The 15,907-nt window shown below is 32.3% G+C and carries 10 protein-coding genes; 3 read left to right on the top strand and 7 right to left on the bottom strand.

Annotated elements, in window-relative coordinates; all coding sequences use genetic code 11:
- Positions 1 to 9 precede the first annotated feature (9 nt).
- Entirely contained in the window at positions 10 to 1,446 is a 1,437-nt protein-coding gene (locus tag VK164_RS11420) for a hypothetical protein (RefSeq protein ID WP_324209465.1), read from the bottom strand.
- Positions 1,447 to 1,527: 81 nt separating this feature from the next.
- On the opposite strand from VK164_RS11420, the gene VK164_RS11415 reads away from it, so the two are divergent.
- Entirely contained in the window at positions 1,528 to 2,316 is a 789-nt protein-coding gene (locus VK164_RS11415; protein WP_324209464.1) for an alpha/beta fold hydrolase, read from the top strand.
- Between the two features lie 99 nt (positions 2,317 to 2,415).
- Here VK164_RS11415 and VK164_RS11410 read toward each other — a convergent pair whose 3' ends face one another.
- The 4 genes from VK164_RS11410 to VK164_RS11395 form a co-directional block, all read right to left on the bottom strand.
- Positions 2,416 to 5,193: a PD-(D/E)XK nuclease family protein gene (locus VK164_RS11410; protein ID WP_324209463.1), complete on the bottom strand. Its 2,778-nt coding sequence runs from the start codon at positions 5,191 to 5,193 to the stop codon at positions 2,416 to 2,418.
- A 63-nt stretch (positions 5,194 to 5,256) separates the two neighbouring features.
- A complete protein-coding gene (locus VK164_RS11405; RefSeq protein WP_324209462.1) occupies positions 5,257 to 6,660 on the bottom strand; it encodes an OmpA family protein in 1,404 nt (467 codons plus the stop codon).
- A gap of 101 nt (positions 6,661 to 6,761) precedes the next feature.
- On the bottom strand, positions 6,762 to 7,958 hold the full coding sequence (gene kbl / locus VK164_RS11400; RefSeq protein WP_324209461.1) for a glycine C-acetyltransferase: 1,197 nt from the start codon (positions 7,956 to 7,958) through the stop codon (positions 6,762 to 6,764).
- 31 nt (positions 7,959 to 7,989) lie between these two features.
- On the bottom strand, positions 7,990 to 11,178 hold the full coding sequence (locus VK164_RS11395; RefSeq protein WP_324209460.1) for a UvrD-helicase domain-containing protein: 3,189 nt from the start codon (positions 11,176 to 11,178) through the stop codon (positions 7,990 to 7,992).
- 107 nt (positions 11,179 to 11,285) lie between these two features.
- Between VK164_RS11395 and VK164_RS11390 the strand changes: the two genes are divergently transcribed.
- Positions 11,286 to 11,891 (top strand): superoxide dismutase, encoded by a 606-nt coding sequence (locus tag VK164_RS11390; RefSeq protein ID WP_324209459.1) that lies wholly within the window; start codon positions 11,286 to 11,288, stop codon positions 11,889 to 11,891.
- A gap of 443 nt (positions 11,892 to 12,334) precedes the next feature.
- On the opposite strand, the gene VK164_RS11385 is transcribed toward VK164_RS11390, so the two are convergent.
- Complete coding sequence (locus VK164_RS11385) at positions 12,335 to 14,233, bottom strand: amidophosphoribosyltransferase (RefSeq protein ID WP_324209458.1); 1,899 nt, start codon at positions 14,231 to 14,233, stop codon at positions 12,335 to 12,337.
- An 80-nt stretch (positions 14,234 to 14,313) separates the two neighbouring features.
- Positions 14,314 to 15,243, bottom strand: coding sequence for a PfkB family carbohydrate kinase (locus VK164_RS11380; RefSeq protein ID WP_324209457.1), 930 nt, complete (start codon positions 15,241 to 15,243; stop codon positions 14,314 to 14,316).
- Between the two features lie 124 nt (positions 15,244 to 15,367).
- On the opposite strand from VK164_RS11380, the gene VK164_RS11375 reads away from it, so the two are divergent.
- Positions 15,368 to 15,907, top strand: a complete 540-nt coding sequence (locus VK164_RS11375; RefSeq protein WP_324209456.1) for a hypothetical protein — start codon at positions 15,368 to 15,370, stop codon at positions 15,905 to 15,907.

Genomic DNA, 15,907 nt, shown 5'->3' with positions numbered 1-15,907 from the left:
TTATTTTATTTAAATTTTAAACTTTCTAAATGATTGGATCATTTCATATATTCCAAATGCTATCAAAATTTTACCAAAGATAAATACAATCCAACTAAATGGATTAGTTAAATATATTCTATCATTTATTAATGGATTATAGAAATCTGTAACAAGAAAAAATCTGAAGATTCCAGCAAAAAACTCAGAACTGTTTCTAAAATCAACTGATTTAGAAAAATTTTCAATTACAAATAACAACAAATAACAAATTATTCCAGAGATTAAAGTAAACCATAATGATTTAATCCAATTTGTTCCATATTCTGAAACCAAATCGCTTATACATAAAATGAATTTATCTCTTTTTAAATACCTGATTTCACTTTTAATCTTATCAGTATTTTCCTTTCTTTTTAATTTTATTAGTTTTTCGGTAATATCTTTTTTATATGCATTAAACTCATATACTCTAAATCTATTAAAGTCAATTTTATTTTCTGCTTTTTGAAGTTGTTGTTTAATTAATCTGAATGTTCTAGTATCACACTTTTCAATATTATTAATTTGAATTTCATCAAAAAGTGCAGTTTTTTCAAAAATTGTTCTATCAATAGAAATAATATTTAAATTCATCTCTTGAAAAGAAACAACTTCATTAAATTTCGTATTATCAATCTCCAATTTATTTAAGCTTGCATAATTAAATTGTACAAACTTCTCAAACAGACAACTTTCAATGTTAATATTTGAATTTATTCTACTGACTATATCATGAAAAATACTTGTTTTATAAAACTTACAATTATTAAATTCACTGTTTTTGCTAAATGTTGTTCGACTAAAATTTACTTTTTCAAAAGTACATTCATCAAATAAAAATCTTTCACTATTTTCATTTAAATTATTTTTAAAAAAATGAAAATTTCCAGTAAATGTATTTGATTGAAATAAAATATCATTATATCGACTTTCTGTAAAATCTCCATTGTGTATACTACTATTGGATATTGATAATGAACCTCCGTCTATATATTTATTTCCTAAAATATTCGTATTTTGAGATGTTTCAATATAATTTATAAATATTCTATAATTTATATTATTAAAAGCCTCAATAGACAACTTTCCAAACTGTGAATGCTCGATAGATAAACCCTGATTTTTTATTTGTAAATTATATAATGAAAAAATTTTAGCACTTAAACCTTGTATAATTAAACCTTCAAAAGAACAATTGCTTATTGTTATTACTTTGAATAATTCATTTATTGAATCTTCTTTATATGCTAAGATGTCGTAAATTATTAAAGGATTTCCAATAAAATTGCAATTATTTATCTCCAACTTAGATTTGTATAAATTATTCAAATAAATTTCATTATTATTTGATAGATCAATAGTTAAATCTTTAATTATACTTTCACTCTTTATTAGCTCTTCAAATTCCTCTAAAGTTATTTTCATTCTTTTTTTAGTAAATTTAACTAAACTAAAAAACAATAAATTATTTTTGCATCCTTAGTTATCAACAACGAACAACGAATTTTGAGCCACAAACAAACCCTTTTTAAAAACACTAAAATTTCCTATACAGATACTGGAAAAGGAACGGCTGTCGTATTACTGCATGGTTTTTTGGAAAATCAATCGATGTGGAAGGCGTTTATTCCTGAATTGGTTAAAAAACACCGCATCATCACTATCGATTTATTAGGTCATGGTGAAACAGAATGTCTAGGTTATGTCCACACGATGGAAGACCAAGCCGATATGGTGCATCATGTGTTGCACGAATTAAAAATCAGGAAAGCGGTTTTGATTGGACATTCGATGGGCGGTTATGTAGCGTTGGCTTTCGCCGAATTGTATCCTGATAATGTCAAAGGAATTGTGTTGCAAAACTCTACTTCAAGAGCTGATAGCGACGAACGAAAAGCAAATCGTGACCGTGCTATTGTGGCGGTGAAGCAAAACTATTCGGCTTTTATTCGCATGAGTATTGCCAATTTATTTAGTGAAGACAATCGTGAACGTTTAGCGGATATTATCGAAGAAGTGAAATTGGAAGCTTTAAAAACGCCACTTCAAGGTATTGTTGCGTCATTAGAAGGCATGAAAATTAGAAAAGATCGCGAAGTCATTTTGCATTTTGCGCCTTATCCAATTCAAATCATTTTAGGCAAAAAAGATCCGGTTTTAAATTACAATGAAAATATAGAACAAATCGAAGGTACACAAGTGCAACTCACCACTTTTGAAGACGGTCATATGAGTCATTTTGAAAATCAAGCAGAATTATTAGCGGTTTTGAATGGGTTTTTGAAAAGAATTTAACCACAAGGAACACCAAGAAGGCACAAACAACACAATGTAAATTGATTTCAAAGTTTATAAGGATTTTAAATCCGTGGAAATCCTTTAATACGTGGCAAATTATACTTTCTCCTTAAATGGTATTTCTGGATTGAAAATTTCCAAAATCAACGTTTCTAATTCTGATTTAAAATCTTCTAAAATTTCGGTTGAAATAACAAGTTCAGCATCTTTTCCTTTTCCTAATCCGAAAGGTAAAAAACCACTTTTCATGTTTTTAAACGAAACAATTCCAGCTGAAACTTCTCGGTTTTGTTTTAATTCGTGATTTTCAAACATTAAAGCGTAACATAACAACTGAATGATTTTTTCGTTTTTAATATCAGACGTCAAATCGGTGAAATCGTTAATTTTTAAACTATTCCCATCCACTTTCCCGGTTTTGTAATCGATGATTCTGATGGCGCCGTTCCTTTCTTCGATTCGGTCAACTTTACCTGCAATTTTTATTGGAAATGGTAATGATTTTACTTCAATTTCACAATACAATTCGGCTTCTAACAATACTACTTTTATGGATTCACCTTCTTGGATATCTTTCTTTTCCAATTGTAGAAAATTGTAGACATTTCGTTTCGCTACTTCAAAAGCTAACAGGTTTTTCCCTTTGGTGATTTCGCCTTCTTTGTATTCTTGCTTGAAATATTTCAAAATCACATTATCAATTTGAGTTTCCATTGCATCAATATGATGTAGAGCCAAAAACTGATTCAAATAGGGCGTGTATAATTCTTCCAAAGCATTGTGAATGATAGTTCCCAATGTATTTACCGCGATATTTTCTTCCACTTCATCGGCTTCATTAATACGTAAAATACGTTGCATATAAAACTGTAACGGATTTCTAATATAATTCGTTAAAGACGATGGCGAAAATCCTTTATCGGTTGCTATTTCGTGCAAACGTGTTAGGATTTTATCCGTTTTTGGAATGGTAACGGGCTCATATGCTTTTTCGGGTAAAACGGCGTTGTAAATCGTGCTTGTAATGTTGTGTTTTGGTTGTTTTTCGATTTCCAATTGAGTAATGAAACGGCTTTTTTCACCGGCATCGATTCCTTCGTTGTCGGTGTTATAAAGCAACCAAACATTTTTCGCACGTAACATAAGATGATAAAAGTGATAGCAATAAATCGCATCTTTTTCTTTGTAAGTTGGCAACTCTAGCTCTTTTTTCACATCATACGGAATAAAAGAATTTTGCGATTTCCCTGCTGGAAATTTCCCTTCATTGACCGATGTGATAATCACATTTTCAAAATCCAATACACGGCTTTCTAAAACACCCATTACTTGAAGACCTGACAAAGGTTCGCCTTCGAAAGAAACTTCCGCTAAATCGATAATTTGCTTGTAAATTGCTTGTAACGATTGTAAGCTTTCAATTTGATTATACGTTTCGTGATAATTGGTTAATTTATTTATCGTTTTAAAAACAGAATACACAAAAGCTTTCGTGACTTTTTCTTCGGTATCGTCGTTGCTTAAATAGGATTTTATGGTGAGTAATATCGCGTTTAAATTTGATAAAATATCTGAAATAGAATCATCCCAACGAGTGAACAACAATTGAAAGAATTTGTTTTCGGAACTGGGATATTTTTCTTCGTATAAACTGAATAATTTTTGATTAGAAAAGAAAGTGAAATTATTGTTATTAATCACTTTTACTACTTCTTCTACTTTGCAATAAGGTTCTACTAAAGGATGATTTAGAATATCTAAAACTTCTTTGTAATAGAACGTATAGCTTTTTTCGTTACGTTGCTTAGCATTAGTATGCAACTTGAACAACTTGTTAATCAACAATTGCGCAGGATTATTTTTACTTGGATAACCCATCGTAATATTCAATGCCTCAACCGATTCAGGTAAACCGTATAAAACAGGAAGCAACAGGTTTTCATCGCCTAGAACTACGGCTGTTTTTTCTAAATTTGGGTTTTCAGATTGAATTTTTTCAATAATGGTTCCCACAATTTTGGCTTGACCAATGCTTTTAGGCGTTCCAATAATTTCAATATTTTTCTCTTCGCTGAAATGATTTACGACCCATTCGAAATCTTGATTAACAAATGGTTTCCATTCTTTTTTAAACTTTCGAATAAACAAACCAGCATCGTGATAAGAGTCATTCAAAAACACCTCATCGATATCCCAATAGATTTTGGCTCTGTTTTCGTTTGCTAAATGTTTGAAAATTCTTTCTTCAGCTTGATTTAAAGCGTTAAACCCTGCGAAATAGATTTGATTGGTAATTGTTAAGGTAAACGAAGCTAAGTTTTTTACTGCTTCTCTGTACAATAAACCTTGATAACCGATCCCTTTTTTTAATAAATGATTATAAAAAGATTTATAATATAAAGGCAATTTCGCCCAAAACTCTAAATGAGTTGTGATTAATTTGGTTTTGTCTTGTGGTTGTAAATCCCAACGTTTTAATGCTTCAATATCTTCTAAATAAGAGAACACGTGATTTGGGTCCAATAGATATCTATCGATTTCATTAAAATCTTGAATTGCGGTTTTTGCCCAAGTAGCAAACTCTTCGAAGGTTTGTTGTTTGGCTTTTTCGGTAACGGAAAGATAGACTTCGTAGAATTCGAATAATAATTCAATTGGGTCAATCGTACGCAAACCTGAAATTTCTTGAATGAAATCTTCAATACTAATGATAGTGGGTGCAAACGAGGTTGTTTCTAATTGATTTTTTAAACTTTCTAAAAGAAACACTTTGGCTCTTTTATTAGGTAAAACGATTAAACAATTCGACAATTGAACATCAGATTGCGATAAAATAGTTGCGCTTAACTTATTTAAAAAAGTATTTTGTTTCATTTTATAAAAATAAAAAAACGCCCCGATAAATCGAGGCGTTTCTTATTATATTTTAGAAAGAAATTATTTAACTAATTTCACTTCTACTCTTCTGTTGTTTGCTTTACCTTTAGCAGTTTTGTTAGAGTCAATTGGTTTAGCCTCTCCAAAACCTTCTGAAGTTAATCTAGAAGCATCGATACCATTTTCTACTAAGTAATTTTTAACAGCTGCAGCTCTATCTTGAGATAATTTTAAGTTAGAAGCATCTTTACCATCAGAATCAGTATGACCTTCGATAGAGAATTTAGCAGTTGGGTATTCTTTTAAGATAGCAGTAATAGCTTGTAAAACTGGCATTGTTTGTTTTTGGAAAGAAGATTTTCCAGAGTTAAACAAGATAGTTTTAGCGTAATCGTTTAATTTTTTGATAGCATCATCAGATACTTCAGGACAACCATTATTAGCTACAGTTCCAGCTACAGTTGGACATTTGTCATCTTTATCAATTACACTGTCACCATCTGTATCAGGCCAAGGACAACCAGCGTTATCTTTTGCACCTTTAACTGCAGGACAATTATCATCTTTATCAGCTACACCGTCACCGTCTGCATCTGGACAACCTTTCATAATTTTAGTTCCTTTAACATCAACACAAGCATCTTCTGAATCGATGATTCCGTCTCCGTCTGTATCAGGACAACCATTGAATTCAGCTAAACCAGGTACATCAACACAAGAATCAGCTGAATCTTGGATACCATCCTTATCAGTATCAGGACATCCTTTGAATTCTGGTAAACCAGCAACTTCTGGACATGCATCATCTTTGTCATAAATACCGTCATTATCAGTGTCTTTACCTCCAAATTTGAAAGTTAAACCAGCAAAATGTTGGATATGAGTTGGCACATCTGCATTAGCAACTCTTGTATCATCAAATGAATGTTTGTAAGTAGATTGGAATTGTAATCCAACACCTTCTGTTAACCAAAAAGTTAATCCTAAACCTCCATTAACAGTACCTGCAGAAGCATCCCCGAAGAAAGTATAACCTCCACCAATGTGAGCAGATGGGTCTAACCATTTAGATTTTAATAATTCCATGAAGCTATATTTTACTGTAGCATCAATTCCGTAGTAAGATAAATCACCCGGATTAGAAACTAAATCAGTAGATTCAGTTCCAGGAACTCTAGAAACCCATTTGTCAATTTTGTTTACAGATCCAGCTAATCCAAAAGAAAAACCATCTCCAACGTATCTAGATACGTTTACATAAGAAACAGAAGGTAAAACATTCCAGTTCTTATCAACATTGATTAATTGAATCCATTTTGGACTATCGTTACCTACAGCACTAACTTTAGTGTCCACTCCGTTTACCCCAAAAGACACAGCCCATGGGTTGTTGCTATCTTGTGCTTGCGATGTTAATCCAGCAAACAATAATGCAGCAGCAAATAATTTGTTTAAATGTTTCATACTTATTTATTTAATTACAATGCGTTATAATTGGAACAAAAGTACTATTTTTTTTCAACTACAAAAAGTTTTGTTAAAAAAAATTGTTTTTCTGTCCGATTTTACTTGATTATTCCTAAATCTTTACCTACCTCAGTAAAAGCAGCTATTGCTTTATCCAAATGCTCTTGTGTATGAGCTGCTGAAAGTTGCACTCTTATACGTGCTTTGTCTTTAGGAACAACTGGAAAGAAAAACCCTATTACATAAATCCCTTTTTCTAACAATCTCTCTGCCATTACTTGTGACAACTTAGCATCATAAAGCATTACTGGAACAATTGCCGAATCCCCATCAATGAAATCCAACCCTGCTTTTCTCATTCCATCTTTAAAGTAATTAGTATTCCACTCTAACTTATCTCTAAGCATAGTATCCTTTTCTAATAATTCAAAAACTTTCAATGAAGCCCCAACAATTGAAGGCGCTAATGAATTAGAAAACAAATAAGGACGCGAACGTTGACGTAATATTTCAATGATCTCTTTTTTAGCTGTTGTATAACCTCCCATTGCACCACCTAAAGCTTTTCCAAGTGTTCCCGTGATGATATCTACTCTTCCCATTACACCTTTAGCTTCTAATGTACCTTTTCCAGTAGCACCTATGAAACCCGCAGCGTGACATTCATCCACCATAACCATAGCATCATATTTATCTGCTAAGTCACAAATTTTGTCTAATGGTGCTACTAATCCGTCCATAGAGAAAACGCCATCGGTTACAATTAATTTGAAACGGTGACCTGCTTCTGTTGCTTTGATTAACTGCTGTTCCAAATCTTCCATGTTGGAATTTTCATAGCGATAACGTGACGCTTTACACAAACGAACACCATCAATAATAGAAGCATGGTTCAAAGAATCGGAAATAATACAATCTTCTTCTCCTAATAATGGCTCAAAAACACCACCATTAGCATCAAAAGCAGCTGCGTATAAAATAGTGTCTTCTGTTCCGTAGAAATTAGCTATTTTTTGCTCTAATTCTTTGTGAATATCTTGTGTTCCACAAATAAAACGCACAGACGACATTCCGAATCCGTGAGAATCTAACGCATCTTTCGCAGCTTGTACTACTTCTGGATGTGAGGAAAGGCCTAAATAATTATTTGCACAAAAATTTAAAACTGTTTCTCCCGTTGAAATCTTAATTTCTGCACCTTGTGGTGAAGTAATAATGCGTTCTTTTTTAAATAAGCCGTTTTCTTGAATGGTCTTTAATTCATTTTGTAGGTGTTGTTGAATTTTTCCGTACATATTATTGTTGTTTGTTGTTATTAGTTTATGACTACAAAGTTACTATTTCTATACTATCCCCTATGTATATTAGTACTTTTTTTGTAACCGTATACTTCATTTCTTGCAAAGCCAATTCGTATTCTTCTAATTGCGCTTTATGTTTATTGTGTTTTTCTCCTGTTTTATAATCTAACAAATACGCCACATTATCTTTTATTACAACTCTATCAGGTTTACTGTTTTTAGTCTCTTTTTTGATGATGTTTTGTTCGTTGAATACTTTGGCATCAGTATCAAAAAACGAAATCAATTCTTCATGATTCACAATTTTATCAATCGTTTCTTTAAAAATCGCATTTTGAGAAAACGTAATCAATCCCAATTCGGTTGCCTTTTGAATGGCTAAATCCACATCTTCTTTCGTGTGAATAAACGCCATGATTTCATGGAGAATATTCCCAAAATTAATCGCATCCTGCTGAATAGTTCCCCACATTAGAGCTTCGCGTTGTGCAATTTTGATGTTTTTTGGATTTAACTTATGGGTTACAATACCAATTTGGTTGTTTTTTCCATCGTGTGCTTTGTTGGTTGAAATTCGGGCTGGATTTCCGAATTCGTATTCCAATTTTGTATCTTCGTATTTACCTGAATTTTGTAAAAACTCAATAAAATAAGTTGCTAAATTATTTGGATATTTTCCGTTTTTATTTTGTTTTAATTTATTAGATATTACGAAAAGTTGTTCTTCCGCTCTTGTTAAAGCAACATATAAAATATTAATAGTATCTAAAACCTCTTCTCGAGTTTTCTTTTTATAAATTGCTTTAGCTTCGTTTCCATAATTTTCAACATCATTTCTTTTATTAACTAATGCTTTTGATAAATTAATATTAGAATCCTCAATAGGTAACCAAATTGTTTCTCTATGGTTACTAGATAAACTTTCTTCAGCAAACGGAAAAATCACAACCGGAAATTCCAAACCTTTTGATTTATGAATCGTCATGATGCGAACTGCGTTTGTTCCTTCTGGTGACGGAATACTTTTTTGGTAGCCAATTTTGTCCCAATACTCCAAGAAATCCGCAATACTCGATTGCACTTTTACATCTTTTTCCAATACCAAATCCAAGAAATATTGCAAATACGAAGTATTCACTTTGTCATTTAAAAATGTCGCAATCAAAATTTCAACTGCTTCATACAGCGATTTTTTCTTGCAATTTTTGAACGAAATTTCAATTCCGATGGTTTTTAAAAACGTTTCTAATTCATCTGAATTTTTGTCTTTCGAAGCCAAGATGAAATCATGAATTTCCAATTCGGATTGCAGATATTTCGCAATAAAATACAAGAAATAGACTTTCGATTCGTCGTCTTTTGGATTTTTTAAATAACGGAGCAACGCAATCAACAACTTCACTTCCGTAGCATTTTGAATCAATAACGTTTCCGAAGACAAAATCGGAACGCTGTTTTCGGTTAAGAAATTCGCTAATTTGATTCCAGGTGCTTTGGTTCGTGTAAGCAACACAATATCTTTGTATTCAAATCCGTTAGCAATGCATTTTTGAATGGTTTTTAACGTTTGATTCAAGTAAAATTTATCTTTTACCGAAATCGAATCGTTGTCCGAATCAAAACCTTCAACTTCGGTTTCGTCTTCTGGCACTTCGATGAACGACAAATTCACATAACCACCAATTTTAGAATTAATTTCTTGATGCGAAAGGTTTTCGTATAAATTTTTATAATCTGGATTTTCAAATTTATCAGATAATTGTTTAAAAAACGCATTGTTAAACTGAATGACTTCGCTGTAACTTCGATAATTAGTTCCTAAACGAAGCGTTTCTTTGTCTTTATTGGAAAACGGATTGTGTTTTTTATCTTCTTTCGCTAAATCGATAAATTGTTCGGCTTTTCCGCCACGCCAACGGTAAATAGCTTGTTTTGGATCGCCCACCAACATCAAAGTGCCTTGCTGACCAAAATCGTCTTGACCAGAAAGTGCATTATCAATTAACGGAATCAAATTTTGCCATTGCATTACCGAAGTGTCTTGAAATTCATCGATAAAATAATGACGGTATTTTTCGCCCAAACGCTCATAAATAAAAGGCGCCGGCTGATTTTGTATTTCGTTGTGAATGATTTTATTGAAATCAGAAATAGAAACTAAATTTTGTTCTTCCTGAATTTGTTTGAATTCCTGATAAATTGTGTTTAGTAACGAAAGTGGATTTAAATTTTGCAGAAAAGCTTCGTACATTGAAATTTTTCCTGATTTTTCATTGATTGCAATAACCGAAGCTAAAATTTCGGAAGCGTTTTCATCAATAAAATCTTTATCGGATTGTGGAACCGTCTTTGAATAAGGCGATTTTGTTCCGTCTAAATAATTAATTATCGTTTCGTTTATAGCAATTTTATCCGCTGCAACTTTTTCTAAATGATTGGGAACATAACTGGAATAAAACGATTTTCGAGAAACACCATTTCCATCAATCAAACCCAAAACGCTTTGAGCAATTGTTTTACATTCCGATTTCAACTCTTTAATTTCTTCCTGCAATTTCTTTTTGATTACACCAAAATCATCCAAACTCTTATTGGACATTTCTTTTATTTCTTCCGAATTATTTTCATTCGTAATCAATTGAGCAACCTTTAACAATTCGGCCGAAATATCCCAATTTTTATCGTCGTCGTTTTTTTCTTTTGAAAACTCGATTAATAATTTGGTTAGATTTACATCATCACCCGCTTTAGAAATCACCAAATCAATGGCTTCTTGTAAAAGTGAATCCGTTTCTAATGAAACTTCAAAATTGGGTGGTAAATTCAAATCTTGCGCAAACGTTCTGATAACTTTGTGCGTGAATTTATCAATCGTAGAAATATCAAAAGCAGCATAATTGTGAATGATATTCTTAATAATTGCTTTCGATTTATCTTTTAAAGTAGTGATACTCAATTTTGTTTCCGAAGCAACATCTTTTAGCAATTCCATCGCTTTATCAGAAGTAGTATCAATGGAAAACTCGTACAAACTGGAAACAATTCGGCTTTTCATTTCTTCCACCGCTTTGTTGGTAAAAGTTATGGCGAGAATTTTTCTGTAAGCATCATCATTCGAGGCTAAGAAAAGAATCTTTAAATATTCTTTAGTTAGTGTGTAGGTTTTTCCAGAACCAGCTGAAGCATCATATATGGTAAAGGCAGTTGTTTTCAAATGTTATATTTATCTTAATAATAGTGGTATAGAAACTATCTATTTTTGATTCCGAAGTTTAATTTGTAAATTTGGTGAAAATATTACTAATCTAAAAATAAAATATTATGGCTTTCGAATTACCACAATTGCCTTATGCATATGATGCATTGGAACCACATATTGATGCAAGAACAATGGAAATTCACCATTCAAAACATCATAATGCTTACGTAACTAATTTAAATGCAGCTATTGCAGGAACTGATTTAGATGGAAAATCTATTGAAGATTTGATGAAAAATTTAGATATGAACAACATGCCTGTTCGCAATAATGGTGGAGGGCATTACAATCACACTATGTTTTGGGAAATTATGTCGCCAAATGGTGGAGGCTTACCAACAGGTGAATTAGCTACTGCTATCGATGCGGCATTTGGTTCATTTGATTCCTTTAAAGCGGAGTTTGCTAAAGCTGGTGCTACTCGTTTTGGTTCAGGGTGGGCTTGGTTATGTGTAAAAGATGGAAAATTAGAAGTTTGTTCTACTCCAAACCAAGATAACCCATTAATGCCAGGTGTTGCTTGTGGTGGACAACCAATTTTAGGAATGGATGTGTGGGAACATGCATATTATTTAAATTATCAAAACCGTCGTCCAGATTATATCGAAGCTTTCTTCAATGTAATTAATTGGTCTGAAGTTGCAAAACGTTACGCTGAAACAAAATAAGTAACGTAATAACAAACAGAAAAAGCCGAAGAGTATGGCGACTCTTCGGCTTTTTTGTATTTTACCAATTCTCATTTTGACAATAAAAAAGGTGAAATTGCTTTCACCCTTTTTGCCCCAAATCTACCATAAAACTTAACCTACTAATTTTCTGGTAGAGCTAAAGTAGAATAAGATGTTATGCTAGCATAAAATAATTGTTAAATAGCACAAATATTCGATGAAATGCAATTAATTACATTCTTAATTCACAAAAAGCGATTTTTCTTATAAAAATTTAAATTTACTGCATAAAAAAAGGGGAAATTACTTTCACCCTTTTTGCCCCAAATCTACCATAAAACTTAACCTACTAATTTTCTGGTAGAGCTAAAGTAGAATAAGATATTATACACTTGTAAAAAAATTGTTAAACGAAATAAAAAATCGATGAAACGCACTTTTTAATACGCGCGAGCATCTTTTCCTTCATAAAAATTCATAAAGGCTCTGTTTACCACACGATTTCCTCCATCGGTTGGGTAATTACCTGTAAAATACCAATCCCCTAGATTCTTTGGACAAGCTATGTGTAAATCAGCTACTGTTTGGTAAATAATTTTTACTGTTGCTTTTGTGTCTTCAGGCGTAAGCATTTCGGCAATTTTATCTGAAATTTCTTGATCTGTGAATGGCGCATATATTTCTTTTACATAATTGACCACGTCTGCATCGCTAAAATCTTCTTGTGCTTTGGATTTTTGATAAACCTCTTCTATAATATGATATAAATTGCGTTCTTTCAATAATTCTAAAGCGGCTCTAAAAGCGACTAATCCTTCCAATTTCGCCATATCGATTCCGTAGCAATCGGGGTAACGAATTTGTGGTGCTGAAGAAACAACTACAATTTTCTTAGGACTTAAACGATCCATCATTTTAATGATGCTTTGTTTCAAGGTAGTTCCTCTTACAATACTATCATCAATAATTACCAAATTATCGGTAGGTTTTACCACGCCATATGTTACATCATATACGTGTGCTACTAAATCGTCACGACTGCTATCTTCAGTAATAAACGTTCTTAATTTAGCATCTTTAATTGCGATTTTTTCCGTTCTGATTTTAACTGAAAGCAATTCTTTCAAAGTGTCTTCAGTTAATGTATCCTTTTGCTCTATAATCATTTTAGCTTTTCGCTGATTTAAGAAATCTTGAGCCGCTTCTGACATTCCGTAAAAAGATGTTTCTGCCGTATTTGGAATAAAAGAGAAAACCGTGTTGTCCGTATCGTTATCGATTGCTTTTAAAACACTTGGGAAAATTAATTTCCCTAATTCTTTACGTTCTCTGTAAATTTCGGCGTCGCTTCCGCGAGAAAAATAAATACGTTCAAACGAACATGCTTTTTTGATTAACGGCGTTCTCACTTCTTGAACTGAAACATTTCCGTTTTTCTTGATGATGATGGCACTTCCTGGTGCTAATTCTTGCACTTTTTCGAAAGACACATTGAAAACAGTTTGAATTACTGGTCGTTCTGAAGCAACCACTACAACTTCGTCATCTTCATAGAAATATGCGGGACGAATCCCAGCAGGATCGCGCAATATAAACGAATCGCCATGACCAAAAAGTCCAGCCATTGCATAACCACCATCAAAATTTCTAGAAGCACGTTCTAAAATGCGTTGTACATTTAATCGTTCTCCTATAACTGGTGAGGCTTCTTGTTTAGAATAGCCTTCTTGTTTACATTGCTTGTATAATTCAGTGACTTCATCGTCTAAAAAATGTCCTATTTTTTCCATTACAGTAACGGTATCGGCCATTTGTTTCGGATGTTGTCCTAAGTCAATTAAATTTTGGAACAACTCTTTTACGTTTGTCATATTGAAATTTCCTGCAACAATTAAATTACGATGCATCCAATTATTTTGACGTAAAAAAGGGTGAACACTCTCGATACTATTTTTACCGAAAGTTCCATAACGAACGTGACCCAAAAACACTTCTCCCAAATATGGGATATTTTGTTTCTGAAGCGCCACATTGTTTTGATATTCTGGATGTTCTTCTAACTCGCGACTAATTCTGTCGTTAATTTGAGCAAAGATATCCTTAATAGGTTGCGGGTCGTTTGAACGAATACGACTGATGTATCTTTCGCCTGGATTTACATCCAATTTAATACTCGCTAAACCAGCTCCGTCTTGACCACGGTTGTGTTGCTTTTCCATAAGCAAGTACATTTTTTGTACACCATAGAAAGCGGTTCCGTATTTTTCTTTATAGAATTCTAACGGTTTTTTTAATCGTAGTAATGCAATTCCACATTCGTGTTGTATAGCGTCACTCATAAGTTGTTGTGTTGTTGTAGGTTGTTGTAATTCTTATTCTTTTTGAAACAAAAAATGCCCCGAAATTTCGAGGCACGTTTTTATTCTTCTAATTCGATTTCAAATTGTGTTAAGGCTTTGAATTGTTTCAAACGCGCATTCACTTCTTTTTTATCTAAAGTTTCCATTCGCTCTGTTCCAAATTTCTCCACACAGAAAGAAGCTAAATTTGAACCGTAAATAATCGCGTTTTTAAAATTGCTAAACGAAATGTTTTCTGATTGTGCAATGTAACCTGCGAAACCTCCTGCGAAAGTATCACCAGCTCCTGTTGGATCAAACACTTCTTCTAATGGTAAAGCTGGAGCAAAGAAAACTTCTTTGTTATGGAACAATAACGCTCCGTGCTCTCCTTTTTTGATAACCACATATTTTGGTCCCATCGTGTGAATTTTAGCAGCTGCTTTAACCAAAGAATATTCGCCTGATAATTGACGTGCTTCTTCATCGTTGATGGTGATTACATCTACACGTTTGATTACGTCTAATAATTCTGGTAACGCACAGTCCATCCAAAAGTTCATTGTATCTAAAACAACTAATTTTGGTCTTTCTGTCATTTGATTTAACACACCTGATTGCACAATTGGATGTAAGTTCCCTAATAAAACTACATCCGAGTTTTTATACTCTTGAGGCACAACCGGATTAAAATCAGCCAACACGTTTAACTCCGTAACTAAAGTATCGCGTGAATTTAAATCGTTATGGTATTTCCCGCTCCAAAAGAAGGTTTTTCCGCCTTTTACGATTTCGATTCCTTCTATATTTACTCCTTTATTTTCTAATAAATCTAAATATTCCTTTGGGAAATCTTCACCAACCACAGAAACTACTGCTGCATCTACATTAAAAAATGAAGATGATAAACCAATGTAAGTCGCGGCTCCACCTAAAATTTTATCTGTTTTCCCGAAAGGCGTTTCAATAGCATCAAAAGCTACTGTTCCTACTATTAATAGTTTGTTCATTAAATTGAATTTGAAATAAGGTGCAAAGATAAGTTTTTGTTTAGAAGTTTAAAAGTTATATGTTTAAAAGTTTAAAAGGTTTTGAACGTCAGAGTTTTTGTAGATTTGTATAAATTGATGAAATATGAATATCCAAAAAACATTACTACTTTCTCTAATTATTATTTCTTGCGGACCAATAAGCACAAAAAATGAAAACAAAGAAAAATCCATAAAATGGTTTCTTAAAGAAGAATCTATTTTAGGAACAACTTATGCAAAATTTGGATTAGTTAAGGAAAATAATAAATTTTACCATAATGAAAAAGTCATTCAACTAGAAGATGAAAACCATTCTTATCATTATGAAATTTTTGACAATAAATTTATTTTAATTTCAATTTTCAATAAACCAAATATTTGGTCTAGTCCAAACCTAATACCAAAAGACTCTTTGTATATTTATGAATTGAAAAAGGAGAAAAAGTCATTTATCTCTTTAAAAAAAACTAGGTTTGCCGTAAACAAAAAAGAATTGAAAAATTACTACTACAAAAATGTAAATATGAACGACAAATTTGATTACTATTTTGCAATTGACAGTATCAATTTGGACACAAATGAACTTTTCTTAATTGACCCAAATTTTAAATTGATAAAACAAAATTTAACCCCTATAAATTAA

It is taken from the genome of Flavobacterium sp. (genome assembly GCF_035299005.1).
Classification (GTDB): Bacteria; Bacteroidota; Bacteroidia; order Flavobacteriales; family Flavobacteriaceae; genus Flavobacterium.
This window is presented reverse-complemented; position numbering and strand designations above follow the sequence as displayed.

Excerpts from the sequence above, each read along its gene's own strand:
- VK164_RS11405 (WP_324209462.1), bottom strand. The coding sequence starts at position 6,660 with ATGAAACATTTAAACAAATTATTTGCTGCTGCATTATTGTTTGCTGGA.
- VK164_RS11375 (WP_324209456.1), top strand. The coding sequence starts at position 15,368 with ATGAATATCCAAAAAACATTACTACTTTCTCTAATTATTATTTCTTGC.
- VK164_RS11420 (WP_324209465.1), bottom strand. The coding sequence starts at position 1,446 with ATGAAAATAACTTTAGAGGAATTTGAAGAGCTAATAAAGAGTGAAAGT.
- VK164_RS11385 (WP_324209458.1), bottom strand. The coding sequence starts at position 14,233 with ATGAGTGACGCTATACAACACGAATGTGGAATTGCATTACTACGATTA.
- VK164_RS11390 (WP_324209459.1), top strand. The coding sequence starts at position 11,286 with ATGGCTTTCGAATTACCACAATTGCCTTATGCATATGATGCATTGGAA.
- VK164_RS11410 (WP_324209463.1), bottom strand. The coding sequence starts at position 5,193 with ATGAAACAAAATACTTTTTTAAATAAGTTAAGCGCAACTATTTTATCG.
- kbl (WP_324209461.1), bottom strand. The coding sequence starts at position 7,958 with ATGTACGGAAAAATTCAACAACACCTACAAAATGAATTAAAGACCATT.
- VK164_RS11380 (WP_324209457.1), bottom strand. The coding sequence starts at position 15,243 with ATGAACAAACTATTAATAGTAGGAACAGTAGCTTTTGATGCTATTGAA.